The organism is Algoriphagus mannitolivorans DSM 15301 (genome assembly GCF_000429425.1).
Classification (GTDB): Bacteria; Bacteroidota; Bacteroidia; order Cytophagales; family Cyclobacteriaceae; genus Algoriphagus; species Algoriphagus mannitolivorans.
Map to the genome: position 1 here is coordinate 39,289 of NZ_AUBV01000001.1, position 16,250 is coordinate 55,538.

General features: G+C 42.3%; 14 protein-coding genes. 12 read left to right on the top strand and 2 right to left on the bottom strand.

Features of this window, described 5'->3' with window-relative positions:
* The first annotated feature begins 98 nt into the window (after positions 1–98).
* The 9 genes from G458_RS0100170 to G458_RS0100220 all read left to right on the top strand — a co-directional run bounded on the left by G458_RS0100170 (position 99) and on the right by G458_RS0100220 (position 11,016).
* Positions 99–1,244 carry an acyltransferase family protein gene (locus tag G458_RS0100170; protein ID WP_035467499.1) on the top strand — a complete coding sequence of 382 codons (1,146 nt, stop codon included), beginning with the start codon at positions 99–101 and terminating at the stop codon, positions 1,242–1,244.
* Positions 1,245–1,323: 79 nt separating this feature from the next.
* Positions 1,324–2,316, top strand: coding sequence for an endonuclease/exonuclease/phosphatase family protein (locus G458_RS0100175; protein ID WP_026950105.1), 993 nt, complete (start codon positions 1,324–1,326; stop codon positions 2,314–2,316).
* Between the two features lie 38 nt (positions 2,317–2,354).
* Entirely contained in the window at positions 2,355–2,888 is a 534-nt protein-coding gene (locus G458_RS0100180; RefSeq protein ID WP_322786233.1) for a DUF5655 domain-containing protein, read from the top strand.
* A gap of 99 nt (positions 2,889–2,987) precedes the next feature.
* The gene (locus tag G458_RS0100185) at positions 2,988–5,270 is read left to right on the top strand and encodes a S9 family peptidase (protein ID WP_026950107.1); all 2,283 of its coding nucleotides are present in this window, start codon (positions 2,988–2,990) and stop codon (positions 5,268–5,270) included.
* Between the two features lie 383 nt (positions 5,271–5,653).
* The gene (hisG, locus tag G458_RS0100195; protein WP_026950109.1) at positions 5,654–6,514 is read left to right on the top strand and encodes an ATP phosphoribosyltransferase; all 861 of its coding nucleotides are present in this window, start codon (positions 5,654–5,656) and stop codon (positions 6,512–6,514) included.
* 30 nt (positions 6,515–6,544) lie between these two features.
* Complete coding sequence (hisD, locus tag G458_RS0100200; protein WP_026950110.1) at positions 6,545–7,840, top strand: histidinol dehydrogenase; 1,296 nt, start codon at positions 6,545–6,547, stop codon at positions 7,838–7,840.
* Entirely contained in the window at positions 7,837–8,889 is a 1,053-nt protein-coding gene (gene hisC, locus G458_RS0100205) for a histidinol-phosphate transaminase (RefSeq protein WP_026950111.1), read from the top strand. The genes hisD and hisC overlap by 4 nt, the downstream gene beginning before the upstream one ends.
* Before the next feature lie 131 nt (positions 8,890–9,020).
* Positions 9,021–10,115, top strand: a complete 1,095-nt coding sequence (gene hisB, locus G458_RS0100210) for a bifunctional histidinol-phosphatase/imidazoleglycerol-phosphate dehydratase HisB (protein WP_026950112.1) — start codon at positions 9,021–9,023, stop codon at positions 10,113–10,115.
* A gap of 100 nt (positions 10,116–10,215) precedes the next feature.
* Positions 10,216–11,016, top strand: a complete 801-nt coding sequence (locus G458_RS0100220; protein WP_026950113.1) for a tetratricopeptide repeat protein — start codon at positions 10,216–10,218, stop codon at positions 11,014–11,016.
* On the opposite strand, the gene G458_RS0100225 is transcribed toward G458_RS0100220, so the two are convergent.
* Positions 11,013–11,894 (bottom strand): ATP-grasp domain-containing protein, encoded by an 882-nt coding sequence (locus G458_RS0100225; protein ID WP_035467502.1) that lies wholly within the window; start codon positions 11,892–11,894, stop codon positions 11,013–11,015. The two genes, G458_RS0100220 and G458_RS0100225, sit on opposite strands and share 4 nt — an antisense overlap.
* Positions 11,895–11,990: 96 nt before the next feature.
* Between G458_RS0100225 and G458_RS0100230 the strand changes: the two genes are divergently transcribed.
* A complete protein-coding gene (locus tag G458_RS0100230) occupies positions 11,991–12,743 on the top strand; it encodes a polyprenol monophosphomannose synthase (RefSeq protein WP_026950115.1) in 753 nt (250 codons plus the stop codon).
* Here G458_RS0100230 and G458_RS0100235 read toward each other — a convergent pair.
* A complete protein-coding gene (locus G458_RS0100235; RefSeq protein WP_026950116.1) occupies positions 12,721–13,938 on the bottom strand; it encodes an ABC transporter permease in 1,218 nt (405 codons plus the stop codon). The two genes, G458_RS0100230 and G458_RS0100235, sit on opposite strands and share 23 nt — an antisense overlap.
* Positions 13,939–13,979: 41 nt before the next feature.
* Between G458_RS0100235 and G458_RS0100240 the strand changes: the two genes are divergently transcribed.
* Positions 13,980–15,158, top strand: a complete 1,179-nt coding sequence (locus G458_RS0100240) for an exo-beta-N-acetylmuramidase NamZ family protein (RefSeq protein WP_026950117.1) — start codon at positions 13,980–13,982, stop codon at positions 15,156–15,158.
* Between the two features lie 97 nt (positions 15,159–15,255).
* The gene (fmt, locus tag G458_RS0100245) at positions 15,256–16,200 is read left to right on the top strand and encodes a methionyl-tRNA formyltransferase (protein WP_245579204.1); all 945 of its coding nucleotides are present in this window, start codon (positions 15,256–15,258) and stop codon (positions 16,198–16,200) included.
* Positions 16,201–16,250 lie beyond the last annotated feature (50 nt).

Sequence of the window (16,250 nt, forward strand, 5' to 3'; positions counted from 1 at the left end):
CCTCCTCAAATTCCATTATGAAAATTGAGTTTAGAATACTAGACTTAGCTTCCTAAATCAATCTTATCCTGAGACCCAAGCACCCAAAACACAACCTTATGTCAATAGACCAGCAACAAAAAACCCTGAATAATCGCTATCTGGCCTTAGATGTCCTTCGGGGCATGACCATTGCCTTTATGATCATAGTGAATACACCGGGAAGTTGGAGTAATTTATATGCTCCTTTGGCCCATGCAGATTGGCACGGATTCACTCCCACCGACTTGGTCTTTCCAACCTTCCTTTTTGTGGTGGGAAATGCGATGAGCTTTGCCCTCAAAAAGCTTAAAGAAATGAATCCCAGTGACTTTTATCGAAAAGTCTTCAAACGGGCTTTTTTGATTTTCGCGATAGGATGGCTTCTGAATGCATTCCCCTTTTTCGATTACAATGAAGCGGGGGAAATGGTCTTCATAGACCTGAGTGCCGTTCGCTTTATGGGAGTTTTGCAAAGAATTGCCCTTAGCTATCTCCTAGCTGCACTGGTCCTTTATTGGGGTGGAGAAAAGTTGGGGTGGATTTTTAGCGGATTAGCACTCTTGGGATACTGGCTTTTGGCTTCCCTATTTGGAGAACCAGGAGACCCTTATAGCCTAGCAGGAAATGCTCAACTCAAATTGGATTTAGCCTTGATTGGAGAGAAAAGAATGTACATGGGAGAAGGAATCCCTTTTGACCCAGAAGGATTGCTTAGCACGCTCACTTCTACAGTAAATGTCATCGCAGGATATATAGTCGGAAAGCTCATCCAGAAAAAAGGAAATACGCTCGAAACGGTAAAGTTTTTATTGATTTCAGGAATAATCCTAATCGCCACCAGCTATCTCTGGGATCTTGCTTTCCCAATCAACAAAAAAATCTGGACCAGTTCCTATACCTTACTTACCATAGGCTGGGGAGTGGTTTTATTGGCTGGATTGGTCTATATGGTCGAAATTCAAAAATTAACCCGATGGACTTATTTTTTTCAGGCCTTCGGAAGAAATCCTTTAGTACTTTATGTGCTTTCCGGGGTCGTAATCTCAATTTTTTCCATGATTCCGATGGGGGAAACTACCTTCAAAGGTTGGTTGTATCAAAACTTCTTTACCTCATGGCTAGGTCCAAAAAACGCTTCCTTTTTGTTTGCCATTAGCTATATGTTATTGATTTGGATTATTGGCTTTATCATGGATAAAAAAAAGATTTATATCAAAGTATAGGGATTTTATCCCTCAAAAAATCAGGCTTTTGCGGTAAAATAGTAACTTATAGGACTGTTTTATCTCAAAAGCCTTTTTTATGAAACTCAAAATTGCAGTATATAATGTAGAATGGATGCGGGAGCTTTTTGAATCCGATGGAAGTCCCAAAACCACCGGAAAACCAGCTGCCAGAAGCCGACAATTGGCCAGAGTTATCCAAGCTATGGACCCAGATTTCCTCGGGATTGTAGAAGGTCCAGACACCTTGGTGAGTGGAATCAAAACTACCTCCGGACAATTGAATCTCTGGGTCAACGAGTTCCTGCCGGGAAGCAACTATTCCGCAATTCATGGGTTTCCCTCAGCCGGTCAACAAGAGCTCGGAGCTTTGTATAAAACCAACAAACTCAAGGTTCTTTTCACTCCCGAGGTCAAAGAAGGAGAGCGATTTGATCAGCCATTTTTAAGAGACACTACCAACCGAATGATCAAGGAGCAATACCAGCATTATCGCCCTCCTCTGGAACTTAGCCTTCTTGCCCTAGATGACCGATTGCTGAGCAGAGTCATCATCGCCCATACTAAATCCAAAGGGATATTTGACAAAGTGGACTATGCGAGATTTGAGCAGATTTCCCAAAGAGATCGCTTGAGGCTGTTTGGAGAATGCATGCACATTCGGGATCGTTGCGATCAATATCTTTCCAAAGGCCAGAATGTCATGGTCATGGGTGATATCAATGATGGCTTTGAATTGGATTTTTATGAAAACAGATTCTCCAAAAGTGCTGTAGAAATCATTCTCGGGGACCTCTGGAAACCCGAATGGATTCTCAAGTCTGTATTGCCGCGTCCCAAGTTAAATGCCAACGGATGGACTCCCTACTCCGGAAGATTTAGAGACAGGATCACCGGAGATCAATTCAATGTGCTCATTGATCATATCTTGGTCAGCCAAGGCATGAAAATCCTAAGAGGCCAGGTCTGGAATCCTTTTTTGGAAAAAGCCAACCCTGTCATTCAGGGAATCAAAGACGATTTGATTCAAGCCTCCGACCATTATCCAATCTTTTGTGAAGTAGAATTTTAACATTAAATAAAAAGCCCATGGATCCCGCTGCCCAAACTATGATTGACAATCTCCAAAAAAACACCGGAAAATCCCTTGAAGATTGGATTCAGATTGTTCAGCAACAAAAGCTTCAAAAACACGGGGAAATCCTGAAATTTCTCAAAGGAGATCATGGTTTTACCCACGGGTTTGCCAATCTAGTAGCACACAAAGCTCTAAAGTCCGATGCAGGTTCCACTGAAAACACCGATGACTTGGTCAAAAATCAATACAAAGGAAAAGAGCATTTTTGGCCGATCTATGAAAAACTTAAGAAAGGCATCGAGTCCTTAGGTCCAGACATCGAGTTTGCACCCAAAAATGCCTATGTGAGCATCAAGCGCAAAAAACAATTTGCCATGCTGGTTCCTGCCACCAAAACCCGGTTTGAAATCGGAGTCAATTTGAAAGGGCAGGCACCTGAAGGGATTTTGGAAGCAGAGTCCAAAGCCAACGCCATGTGCAGTCACAAAATCGTGATCAATCACGAAGAACAACTTTCGCCGGAAGTATTGGACTGGCTAAAAAAAGCCTACCATGCCGCCGGCTAGATAATATCACCTTCATTAACTCTAAGGATCAGCCTGTCCAAAAAACAGTTTGATCCTTTTTTCTTTTGGGTAACTTCCCATTCTCCTATCTGCCTAATTATGAATTCAAAACGCTCTCTTTATACCTTCTTTGCCATTTCCCTAGTTCTGAGTTTCCTTACTTTTTCCGCCAAGTCACAAATCAGCGAGGAGACTTATCACCGAGCAGAATATTTCCTAACCTCAAACTTGGAAAAAGAGATTTATCACCTGGAAGTCAATCCCATCTGGCAATCCGGTAGCTCAAGCTTTTTGCATTGGGCTTATACCGCGGAAGGAAAAAGATTTTACAAAACGGATACCCAAACCCTAACAACCGAGGAAGCTTTTGATCCAGCCCAATTGAGCCTTTTACTCTTCGAAAAAACAGGAGAAAGCCTAGACTTCAGAGATCTTCCGATTCAATTTAACTCTGTAAGAAATGGACATATCGTGGGGTTCCGCTGGAAAAATCAGGACTGGACATGGAATACCAAGGAAAATACACTCACAGCAATCCCTTTGAATCAGAGATCCGAGTTTGAATCTTTTTCTCCAGACAGGAAATGGAAAGCATTTACCAGAAATTACAACCTTTTTGTCCAGAATCTTCAATCCGGAGAGGAAATTCAACTGAGCAAGCAGGGTAAAAAAGACTTTGAATATGCATCCTACTATGGCTGGAGCGATCTCATGGAGGGAGAAAATGGAATCAGACCGCCGCACTTTACCGTGAATTGGTCACCAGATTCCAGAAAGATTTTCACTCAGATTGTTGATTTCCGCTTAGCTGAAAAGATGTATTTGTTGGATTACAGTAAAGAAGAGAAGTTTCGTGCTGATTTGCTTTCCTACTACCGAGGATCCCCGGGAGACAGTACCGTGGTGAAATACATTCCGGTGATTTTTGATCTCGATAAGAAAACCGAGAAAGTGATTTCTGAGCTGACTGCTCCGCATTTTATCGGGATTAACCTTAGATGGTCTCCTGATGGAAAAAATCTGATAGGCTTTTTTATACCCAGAGGTTTTAAAGAATATCATCTGATCGAGCTAAACGCCCAAACAGGCAGCTTACGAAAAGTCTATTCTGAGAGCTCCCCTACCCATGTCAACCGGGATTTTCAATTCCGAAGATTGGAAAACGATCAATTCATTCTCAATTCCGAGAAATCCGGCTGGAATCAATTATACCTCTTTGACTGGAATTCAGGGCAAGAAATCCGGCCAATTACACAGGGGGAATTTGTGGTCAATAAAATTACGCATTGGGATGAAGACAATCGGCAGATCTATTTTGAAGCCTCGGGAAGAGAAACCGGAAGAAATCCATATTTCAATCATCTCTACCGAGTGAATCTAGATGGGTCAAACCTCCAGTTGCTAACCCCTGAAAATGCCTATCATGAGATATCCATGTCCCTAGACGGTAAATATGCCGTGGACAACTTTTCCACGGTCAATCAGCCAACTCAGTCCGTATTGATTGATTTGCCTTCTGGTCAAAAGGTCTATACCATCTCAAAAGCAGACATTTCAAATCTCAAAAACCGAGGATACAAATTCCCTGTGCCTTTCACTGCCGTAGCAAAAGATCGTGTGACAGAAATCCATGGAATTTACTTTCTCCCTACGACATTTAATCCCAGAAAAAAATATCCAGTCATCGACTATACCTATACTGGGCCCCATACTTCTACAGTTCCAAAAACCTTCAAAGCAGTGCTTTTTGGACACCAGCAAGCGACATCCGAACTCGGATTTGTGGTAGTGACAGTGGATGGATTGGGTGGATTTGGCCGTTCAAAGGCCTTTGCCGATGTCAGTTACAAAAACCTCGGCGACGGCACCACCGACCATGTTTTGGCGATCAGTCAATTAGCAGAAAAAGAGAAGTTTTTGGACATTACACGAGTCGGAATTTTTGGACATTCGGCAGGGGGATATGATGCAGGAAGAGCCATGCTTTTACATCCTGAATTTTATAAAGTGGGAGTTGCCTCTGCCGGGGATCATGACTTCCGAATGGAAAAAGCTTGGTGGCCTGAGATGTACATGGGCTATCCTGTTGGTGAATATTACCACGAACAGTCGAATATTACCAATGCCAAAAATCTCAAAGGCCATCTGCTTCTGGCTCATGGAGGAATAGACGAAAATGTAAATCCTTCGGCAACCTTCAAACTGGCAGAAGAACTGATCAAAGCAGGAAAGGATTTCGATCTCTTCATTTGGCCAAGCAGAAACCATAGCTTTGGCCGGCCGCCAGGGGATTATTTTACCAAAAAACGATGGGACTACTTCATTGAGCATTTGATGGGAGAAAAGCCTATTAGGCATTATCAGATTAAGGCTGGAAATTAAATTTCAGGATTTCTAGGAACCGACATTGACTAACATAGACTCCTAAAAATATTTGAAATAAAATAGCAGGCTTTCCGGAAGCTTAAGATTGAAAATAAAATCCCTCTTCGACGGGATCCCGATGAAAAAATTAATTTCAATAAAAACTTTCTGATTTATTGTATGTTTTGAAGTCAGACCTATCTTTGCCCACGATAATGGAAAACACCAATAGAAATATTGAATTTTTAGCAATTGCACAGCATGGCCACATGCTGCATCATTTCCATCATTCCTCTTGAGAGGAAGCATATAAAACACCCATCCGGTGACGCTGATGACAGGGATTCGGCTTTTCACCAAAATTTCTTAAATCAAAAACTTTACTAGCGTAACTTGTCCCCATGGAACAGATTATCCGCATTGCCGTGCAGAAAAGCGGCCGCCTTTCCGATGACTCACTTAACTTGATTAAAGAGTGTGGGATCAAATTTTATAACGGAACTGGCAAACTCAAATCCACTTCTACCAATTTCCCGGTAGAATTCCTATTTCTTCGAGATGATGATATTCCTGGCTATGTAGCCGACGGAGTAGCAGACTTGGGGATTGTCGGAGAAAACGAACTTGCTGAGAAAGACAAAGAGGTTCTTACCTTAAAAAAACTGGGATTCTCCAAATGCCGGCTTTCCTTGGCTATTCCCAAAGGCCAAGAATATCCAGGTCTAGAATATTTTCAGGGAAAAAACATCGCCACTTCCTACCCTAAAATTCTGGGGGACTTCCTTAAATCAAAAGGCATTCAAGCCGAAATCCACGAAATCAGCGGATCTGTAGAAATAGCCCCAAGTATTGGTCTGGCGGAAGGAATATTCGACATCGTGAGTTCAGGTTCTACCCTGATGATGAATGGACTGAAAGAAGTGGAAGAAGTCTTCAAATCCGAGGCAGTATTGATAGGTAACAAAAACCTGGCAGATTGGAAAAAGGCTATTTTGGACAAATTACTGTTTAGGATGAATGCGGTTCAAACAGGCAAAAGCAATAAATATGTCCTGATGAACGTACCAAACACTTCCATCCCTAGAATAATTGAGTTGATTCCTGGCATGAGAAGTCCTACGATTTTGCCATTGGCACAAGAAGGCTGGTCTTCAGTTCATTCTGTGCTCAGTGAAGATCTCTTCTGGGAAAACATCGAAGAACTCCGAGCCGCAGGTGCCGAGGGAATCTTGGTGGTTCCCATCGAAAAAATGGTCATTTAAACCGAATTTAAGCTTTTCAAATAATTAGCTATGAAACTCCTGGTCAACCCAAGTCCTGAAAAATGGCAAAAAAGTCTGGCTCGTCCAGTCCAAAAAACCAAGGAAATCAATAAAATCATCAAGCCTATCTTCGAAAAAGTAGGTAGAAGCGGTGACAAGGCTCTGAAAAAATTTGCTCTGGAATACGACCATGTAAACTTGGAAAGTCTCGTGGTCACTGAGGAAGAGATCAAAGCTTCCAAAAACCAAATCAGCAAGGAATTAAGAGATGCGATAAAAGTTGCCAAATCTAATATCGAAAGTTTTCATGCCCCCCAAGCCACTCCTGAATTGGTACAGGAGGTGATGCCAGGGGTGGTTTGTCGGAGGAAAAGTGTTCCCATTCAAAAAGTGGGCTTATACATTCCCGGAGGAACAGCTCCCTTGTTCAGCACGGTATTAATGTTGGGAGTACCCGCAAATCTTGCTGGATGTAAGGAGATTGTCCTTTGCTCTCCACCGAACCGAGAAGGCAAAATACACCCTGCAATTCTTTACACCGCAGAGCTGGTCGGCATCACCAAAATCATCAAAGCCGGAGGAGCTCAGGCTGTGGCCGCAATGACCTATGGTACCGAAAGCGTTCCCAAAGTAGATAAAATCTTTGGTCCTGGAAATCAATACGTCACTGCAGCCAAGCAACTCGCCACCAAATACGGTGTAGCCATCGATATGCCAGCCGGACCATCTGAGGTTTTGGTTTATGCCGATGAGACCGCAATTCCGTCCTTTGTGGCTTCTGACTTACTTTCCCAAGCTGAGCACGGGACAGATTCTCAAGTTGTGTTAGTAACCACCACTGAGAGGTTCGCAAAGAAAGTTCTCAAGGAAATCAATGAGCAGTTAGAAGGATTGCCAAGAAAAGACATTGCTTTCAAGGCCCTTCAAAATTCCACAACAGTAGTAATGGAAAATCCTGAAACTGCTTTGGAATTGATCAATGACTATGCTCCAGAACATTTGATTATTGCAGTGTCCAACGAAGAAGAAATATTGGAAAAGATTTACAATGCCGGATCTGTTTTCATCGGAAACTTCACTCCTGAGTCAGCAGGTGATTATGCCTCAGGCACCAACCATACACTTCCCACTTACGGCTATGCCAAAAATTACAGTGGGGTTTCCTTGGACAGCTTTGTCAAAAAGATGACTTACCAAAAGATTACTCCGGAAGGATTGCTCTCTCTAGGTCCAGTGGTAGAGATAATGGCCGCCAATGAAAAATTGGATGCTCATAAAAACGCGGTCACAGTTCGATTAAATTACCTGAAAGAGAAGAAAAAATGAGCTTTGACCTGAATTCATTACTTCGTCCGCATATTGCCCAGCTTCAGCCTTACACATCCGCCAGAGACGAATACACCGGAAAAGAAGGAATCTTTTTGGACGCCAATGAGAATCCTTTCGGTTCGATCACGGAGCAGGATTTCAACCGGTATCCAGACCCTTACCAATCGGATTTAAAAGAAGAAATCGCCAAAATTAAACAGGTCAGACCTTCTCAGATTTTCTTGGGAAATGGGTCCGATGAAGCGATTGACCTACTATACCGAGCATTCTGCAATCCAGGAAAAGACAATGTCATTCTTTTGCCTCCAACCTACGGAATGTATGAAGTGAGCGCCAATATCAATGACGTGGAAATCCGAAAAGTCGCTCTGACGGCGGATTTTCAACTTCAACCTGAAAAAATTCTGGCAGCTGCAGATGATCAGTCTAAAATTCTATTTATCTGCTCCCCAAATAATCCTTCCGCCAACAAAGCCAAGCGGGAAGACATTCTCTATTTGCTTGAAAATTTCAAAGGATTGGTAGTCGTGGACGAGGCTTATATCGATTTTAGCGATGAGCCCAGCTTTACCACAGAGCTCGAAAGGTTTCCAAACCTATTGGTTATGCAGACCTTCTCCAAAGCTTGGGGATTGGCAGCCCTTCGCCTTGGGATGGCTTTTGCCAGTGAGGAATTGATTAGAATTCTCAATAAAATCAAACCTCCTTACAATATCTCCGGATTGACTCAAGAGACAGTGTTGAATGCGATTCGAAACAAGGCAAAAGTGGATCAGATGATTGCCGAAATCCTAGAAGAGCGAAGTTTTCTGGAAAAGGAATTGGCCCAATTATCTTTCGTCCAAAAGATTCATCCATCCCACGCGAATTTTCTGTTAGTCCAAATCCCTCAGGCCAACAAGGTTTACGAGGATTTGATTAATGAAAAAATAATTGTGAGAAATCGCGCCAAGGTACTTCTTTGCGAAGATTGCTTGAGGATCACAGTGGGTACCCGGACCGAAAACAATTCCCTTTTGGAGGCTTTGAAAAAGGTATGTCATTGAATATGAAGAATCTAAATTCAATAATTAAAATTGTTTCTTGCTGCTTTTAAATTATCTCGGCTTTGAAATCATGCTGGAAAAATAGCTGAGGCCGGAGTAAAAGCTCGTAAATCATAATTCAAAAATCGTAAATGAAAAAAGTCCTTTTTATAGACCGGGATGGCACCATCATTAAAGAGCCCCCTACAGATTTTCAGGTTGACAGTCTTGAGAAACTTGAATTTCTTCCCAAAGCAATTTCAAATCTCCGGAAAATCGCCGAGGAAACTGACTTTGAATTGGTCATGGTAACCAATCAGGACGGATTGGGTACGGACTCTTTTCCTGAAAAGGATTTTTGGCCGGCACAATACAAAATGCTTAAAACACTCGAGCAGGAGAATGTTTTCTTCAAAGCAATCCATGTGGACAGAACTTTCGAGCACGAAAACGCCCCAACCCGAAAGCCAAGAACCGGGCTTTTAACTCAATATTTCTCAGAAGAATATGACTTAGCCAATTCGTATGTAATCGGAGATCGTTTTACCGATGTTCAGTTGGCGAAAAATCTAGGTTCCAAGGCAATCTTTATCGGAGAACCAAACCCCGATGCAGAACTGTCAACCACGGATTGGGATGAAATCTATGAATTTCTGAAGATGCCCCCCCGAACAGCAGAAGTCAGAAGAACCACCTCTGAGACCGATATTTTCATCAAACTCAATTTAGACGGTAGTGGAAAATGTGACATCGCCACGGGATTACATTTCTTTGATCACATGCTCGAGCAATTGGGTAAGCACGGGAGCACAGACCTTGAAATCAAGGTGAAAGGCGATCTTCATATCGACGAGCACCACACCATCGAAGACACCGCGTTGGCGCTGGGAGAAGCCTATCTGAAAGCCTTGGGTGACAAAAAGGGAATTTACCGTTATGGCTTTTTGCTGCCGATGGATGATGCTCTCGCACAGGTAGGAATTGATTTTGGGGGTCGTCCTTGGATAGTTTGGGATGCCAAGTATACCCGGGAAAAAGTTGGAGATATGCCTACAGAAATGTTTTATCATTTCTTCAAATCATTCTCAGATACTGCCAAATGCAACCTGAATATCAAGGTAGAAGGTGACAACGAGCATCATAAAATCGAGGCCACTTTTAAAGCATTGGCAAGAGCGATCAAAATGGCTGTGCAACGGGATCCCCGCAACATCAACCAACTCCCAAGTACTAAAGGAGTTTTATAAGACCTAAAGCGCTGTCAGTGAGAAAGACAGCGCTATTTTTTTTTTTTGTAAAATCAAAAATTATTTTTCTCCATTTCATTTTATTTTTGTTTATTTCGTTATGAAACGATTATATCATACTCTTACGATTATATCATCCGTATTTTTACTTTCCTGCTCCGCTGACCCTGCGACAATTGAATCGATGTATAAAGACGGAAAATATGAGCAGGCCATTTCTGCAATCAGCAGAAGGATGTTTTTTCATATCGGGGAAATTAAAATGCTCCACATCCGGGCAAGGTGCTACGAGGAACTGGGGAAATTCAAAGAAGCTTTGGATGATTATGAAAGAATTCTGGATTTTGACCCTGAATATGCTCAGGCCCATGCAGGAATAGGGAAAATCCATTTTGATCAAGAAAGGTATAGAACAGCCGAACTCCATATTCTGAAGGCCTCATCTTTGGATCCTGAAGATTTCGATATTTTATACCTCACGGGGCGCTCCCAGCTCATGGTCAAAAACTGGGAAAGAGCGGAAAATTTCCTGAAGCGGGTTCAGGACATGAATCCAGATTTCGCCCCTGTTTACTACTACATGGGGATGGCCCGTGCCAGCCGTGGCGACTTGTATGGAGCTACAGCATCCTTTAACACTTATCTGAAAAAAGAACCAGATAACCTGTCCGCACGATATAATCGGGGATTCGCGATGCTCAAAATCGGTTATTTGCCTTGGGCTTTGGAAGATTTTGATTTTGTCCTGAAAAATAAACCTGACCACAACGAAGCTTTGGCTCGAAAGGGAGTTTGTCTGGTCCTCATGGGGAATTCAGAGGGGTGTAATTTACTCAAGGAAGCCGCCAAAAAAGGAAGCGATTATGCCTTGAGTAAATTAGAAGAAATCTGTCAAAACTAGCCCAATAGCCTTTTTCGCAAAGCATTCTTATAATTGGGAATAGCTTTTTCGGACAATCCCAGAAACAGATAAGGCTCGATCAGTTCCAATTCCATCAAATGGAAAACCCCATCGATATCGACTCCATCCACTCTCCCATAAAGAGAATTTGGAGCAAATTCTTCAATCAGTTTTTGGGCTGAATCGAGCATCTCCGGTTTAGGGAAGATCTCCTGAATAGTCCCTCCAAAATAGTGTTGAACCCTAAAATCAGCCTTTGCTGGAGTTTTGAGCACAGCGTGAGAAAACTGGCCATTGAAAAAGATCAGAGAATATTCCCCGACTTCCGCCACTTCAGGAACAAATGGCTGAACCAAGAAGTCTTCTTCCTGAACCAACTTCGACACTTTTTCCTCGAAGGAGGACCATTCCTTCAAGGGTATCTTCAAGGTGTTTTTAGCTCCACCGCTTACCAGGGGTTTCACCACCAGCACCTCTGAATCCACTTTAGCGAGGATTTCCTGCAAGTTTGGCTTACTGCCTTTTTCCAAAATAAAACCTGCTATGGTAGGAAATCCTTTGGATTCTATTTCTAAAAGATACTTTTTAGACGAGTTCCATTGAATTGTATCCAATTCATTTAAGACTGGTACCCCAAGCTTTTTCACGGTTGCGATCCATTCCAAAAATTGGGGATAATAATCAAAATAATCCCATGTGGATTTGATCAGCAGATGGGAAAACCTCGACCAGTCTACCTTTGGATCTGACCATGGCTGAATCTCATGAGAAATTCCCATTTCAGTTAGAAGACCTGATAAAAGTTTATCTTCGTCAATGGTATTGGCATCGTATGCACCCGTGGAAACGTAACTGACTATAGCTACATGTTGTGTCATGGATTTTTTTATTGCAAATCTAGACTTTCGTCTTTTTTAAGATAGACCACTCTTCAAAAATCCCATCAATCTCTTACTTTTGAGCTTTGAAGCACTATGAACCACCGCAAACTCGTCATTATCCCGACCTATAATGAGCTGGAAAACATCAGCGACATGGTGCATACGGTAATGAATCTCGAAGGGGATTTTGAGCTTTTGGTAATAGACGATGGATCCCCAGACGGTACTGGAAATGTGGTAAAAACTCTCCTGCCTCTATTTCCTGCACGTTTACATCTTTTAGAAAGAAAAGGAAAACTAGGTTTGGGTACAGCCTATATCACAGGTTTTAAATGGGCTTTGGAACGCGGATACGACTATATTTTTGAAATGGACTGTGATTTTTCGCATGATCCAAAAGATCTTATCCGACTTTATAATGCTGTAAAAGACCGGAATTTTGATTTGGCTGTGGGCTCCAGATATATCACTGGGGTCAATGTAGTCAATTGGCCTATGGGCAGGGTACTGATGTCCTATTTTGCCTCCGTCTATGTCAAGTTTATCACCGGGTTGCCCATCAAAGATGCCACGGCAGGATTCAAGTGCTACCACAGAAGTGTATTGCAAGGAATTAGATTGGATGAAATCAAATTCATTGGATACGCCTTTCAGATTGAAATGAAATTTACTGCCTGGAAGTTGGGTTTTAATCTGATCGAAGTACCGATAATTTTCACAGACCGTACCAAAGGTACATCCAAAATGAGTCCTAGGATTTTTCGGGAAGCTGTACTGGGTGTGATTGGGATGAAGATTAAAAGTATTTTCTCCCCCTACAAACTCAATCGAAGCGAATCGATTTGATCGGATCAACTTTGGCAATTACAATCACAGGAATCCAAAGTACTAAAACAGTCAATACTGTGATCCCAAAATTCAGGAACAAAAATACTGGCCAATTCCAATCAATTGGGACATAACTCATGTAGTAATTGCTCGGATCCAGTGGAATCAATTTAAACTGATCCTGTAGGAAACCTATTCCCAATCCAATCAGATTTCCCAACAACAAACCTCTTCCCAAGATCTTCATCCCATTCCAGAAAAATATTCTTCGGATTTGGGAGTTTTTTGCCCCCATGGCTTTCAGTAACCCTATCATCTGAGTTCTTTCCATGATCAAAATGAAGAGGATTGCCCCCATGTTGAAAATCGCCACAAATCCAATCAAAGAGATAAACACGATCACGTTAGTATCGAGCAACTTCAACCAGTCAAATATTTCCAAAAACTTATCCCGACTGTCTATCAATCTTAAGTCGAAGTCCAGGGAAGAATCCAAAACCGAAATCAACTCATCAGATTCTCCAGGATCATTTACAAAAACCTCAAGTCCCCCGATCTGATCCTTGGTCCAGCCATTTAGGTTACGGATAGTCTGCAATTCGCCTATGACTATTTTTTCGTCAAAATTTTCCAAATAGGTCTGAAAAATCCCTACTACTTCTACCCTTCTGAATCTTGGTGGCTCCTGGACAAAATACAGCGTAACCTTATCTCCCACGCCCAAGCGCAGCTTATTTGCGATCAACTTACTGAGCATGACCTCATTGCTGACTCCTGAGTCCGGAACATGAAGAAGCCTTCCTTCCACTAAATATTGGGCGAATCCCAAACTATCAAAGTCAGTTCCTACACCTTTCACCAAAACTCCTTCGACCTCCTCATCTCCTTTCAGGAGAGCAGCCTTATGGGCAAAAGATTGCATCTTTGCCAGAAAAGGCAGGTTTTTTGCCTTTGAATAAAAATCTGATTGAAGTGACATCGGAGCTTCTTCAAAGGCATTGCTCATCTGAAATCGCTGCACCTGGAAGTGTCCCGTAAATCCATATACCCGATCAGAAACGGTCTTTTGAAACCCGCCCAAAACCATAAAGGACAGGATGGCTACAGCCAGGCCTATCGCCAAGCTTCCCACGGCAATCCGGTGGATCGTACTCGAAAATCCTCCGGCTTGTTTAAAACTGATTCTTTTGGCAATGAAATAGGAAAGGTTCAAAGGAGAGGATTAAATTTGTTCACAACACAGCGCAAATTAGCATGAAGCAACTGAAAAATTCATTTCTGACTTACTTTTTAGCATTTCTTAGTTTAATAGGATTCACCCAAGTCGCTAAAGCTCAGAGGATTTTAACCGGAGCAGAAAGACCGGATCTCTATCTGCCTTCTTTACAAGGAAAGAAAGTCGGATTGGTCGGAAATCAAACAAGCATCATGCCCCAGTCTGCCAATAAACACGTGGTGGATTTTCTTTTGGAAAATGGCGTTGAAATCAAAAAAGTATTTGTCCCTGAGCATGGCTTCCGTGGCACTGCGGATGCCGGGGAAAAAGTGGATAATTCCATCGATCAAAAAACCGGACTTCCAATTGTTTCCTTGTATGGCAACAATAAAAAACCCTCTGCTGAGCAAATCAAGGATTTGGATGTAGTGATTTTCGACTTGCAGGATGTGGGAACCCGCTTTTTCACCTACATCAGCACGATGCATTATGTCATGGAAGCCTGCGCCGAACAAGGAAAGAAAGTGATCATTTTTGATCGCCCTAATCCAAACGGAGGCTATATCGATGGCCCAATGCTTAAGTCAGGTTTTGAGTCCTTTGTGGGGATGCACAATATTCCGATTGTCCATGGCCTCAGTGTGGGAGAATTAGCCCAAATGATCAATGGGGAAAAATGGCTGAAAGGTGGATTGACGGTCGACTTGGAAGTTATTCCAGTGGCCAACTGGACCCGAGAAATGGTCTATAGCTTACCTGTAAAACCTTCCCCAAACCTACCCACCGACTTGGCTATTAAACTTTATCCAAGTACTTGTCTGTTTGAAGGAACAGTAGTCTCCTTAGGAAGAGGCACTTATTTTCCATTTCAAGTCTATGGCTACCCGGATCCAAAATTCGGATCCTTTCAGTTTACTCCAGTCAGCATAGACGGAATGTCCAAAACTCCCCCACATCAAGACAAAACCTGCTATGGGGTAGATTTGCGGGGAGAATCGATGGATCATCATTTTACACTTTCCTACTTGCTGGATGCTTATCAAAAGTCAGGAATGAAAGAGAAATTTTTCAACAACTACTTTAATACGTTAGTAGGTACTGACGAGCTGAAAAAACAGATTTTAGCAGGAAAAACTGAGGCTGAAATCAGAGCTTCCTGGCAAAAAGGATTGGAAGAATACAAAGCCAAAAGAGAGAAGTATTTGATGTATAAATGATTGGAAATTTGAGATTTGAGATTGGAAATTATTCCTAAAATCAATTCTCGAATTTCTAAGCTCAAATTCTGAATAAATATCGAATCCCATATTTCGAATGTCGAATAAAGAAATGATCTCAAAGGAGAAATTAAGAATTGTTTACATGGGCACACCCGAATTTGCGGTACCTGCCTTAGAAAAATTGGTAAAGGCCGGGTGGAATGTTGTTGGCGTCATTACTGCTCCGGACAAGCCACAAGGCAGAGGTCAAAAATTAGTTGGCTCTCCCGTAAAACAAGCTGCAGAGCAATTAGGATTGAATATTCTTCAGCCCACCAACCTCAAAAACCCTGAATTCCAGCAAGAATTAAAGGATTTGAAAGCTGATTTACAGATCGTCGTTGCTTTTCGAATGCTCCCAGAATCTGTCTGGAATATGCCTCCTTTGGGCACTTTCAACCTGCATGCATCCCTCCTGCCTGATTACAGGGGTGCAGCTCCAATTAATTGGGCCATTATTAATGGGGAAACGGAAACTGGGGTCACCACCTTTTTCCTAAAACATGAGATCGATACGGGAAGCATAATCTTCCAAAAAAAGGTGCCTATTCAACCTGAAGATGACCTTGGAACGGTCTATGAAAATCTGATGACAATCGGGTCCGATTTGGTACTCAGAACAGTGGAAGCCATCTCTAAAAATGAAGTGACACCTCTTCCTCAGGACGAAAGCAAAGCCCGGCATCATGCTCCTAAAATCTTTAAAGAGACCTGCAAAATCGATTGGAATCAATCGGCAGAATCCATTCATAACCTAGTCCGTGGACTTTCGCCATATCCAGCAGCCTGGACAGAATTTCTGGAAAAGACCTGCAAAATCTTCAAGACCGAAGTATCAGGTAAATCCTTAACCAATAAGCTCCCTGGCGAATGGGAATCAGATGGAAAAACTCATTTGACCTTTCAGTGCGGAGAGGGAAGTTTGAGGATTATGGAGCTACAACTAGAAGGAAAAAAACGGATGAAAACCGAAGATCTACTACGAGGACTCAAAATATGAGTCCTTTTTTTTGCCATTATCTTTTCATATCCCTTTCATTTTTAGGAAAT

What these genes read in the sequence shown, in the direction of transcription:
- G458_RS0100170 (WP_035467499.1), top strand. Translation starts at nt 99, where the DNA reads ATGTCAATAGACCAGCAACAAAAAACCCTGAATAATCGCTATCTGGCC.
- G458_RS0100175 (WP_026950105.1), top strand. Translation starts at nt 1,324, where the DNA reads ATGAAACTCAAAATTGCAGTATATAATGTAGAATGGATGCGGGAGCTT.
- G458_RS0100180 (WP_322786233.1), top strand. Translation starts at nt 2,355, where the DNA reads ATGATTGACAATCTCCAAAAAAACACCGGAAAATCCCTTGAAGATTGG.
- G458_RS0100185 (WP_026950107.1), top strand. Translation starts at nt 2,988, where the DNA reads ATGAATTCAAAACGCTCTCTTTATACCTTCTTTGCCATTTCCCTAGTT.
- hisG (WP_026950109.1), top strand. Translation starts at nt 5,654, where the DNA reads ATGGAACAGATTATCCGCATTGCCGTGCAGAAAAGCGGCCGCCTTTCC.
- hisD (WP_026950110.1), top strand. Translation starts at nt 6,545, where the DNA reads ATGAAACTCCTGGTCAACCCAAGTCCTGAAAAATGGCAAAAAAGTCTG.
- hisC (WP_026950111.1), top strand. Translation starts at nt 7,837, where the DNA reads ATGAGCTTTGACCTGAATTCATTACTTCGTCCGCATATTGCCCAGCTT.
- hisB (WP_026950112.1), top strand. Translation starts at nt 9,021, where the DNA reads ATGAAAAAAGTCCTTTTTATAGACCGGGATGGCACCATCATTAAAGAG.
- G458_RS0100220 (WP_026950113.1), top strand. Translation starts at nt 10,216, where the DNA reads ATGAAACGATTATATCATACTCTTACGATTATATCATCCGTATTTTTA.
- G458_RS0100225 (WP_035467502.1), bottom strand. Translation starts at nt 11,894, where the DNA reads ATGACACAACATGTAGCTATAGTCAGTTACGTTTCCACGGGTGCATAC.
- G458_RS0100230 (WP_026950115.1), top strand. Translation starts at nt 11,991, where the DNA reads ATGAACCACCGCAAACTCGTCATTATCCCGACCTATAATGAGCTGGAA.
- G458_RS0100240 (WP_026950117.1), top strand. Translation starts at nt 13,980, where the DNA reads ATGAAGCAACTGAAAAATTCATTTCTGACTTACTTTTTAGCATTTCTT.
- fmt (WP_245579204.1), top strand. Translation starts at nt 15,256, where the DNA reads ATGTCGAATAAAGAAATGATCTCAAAGGAGAAATTAAGAATTGTTTAC.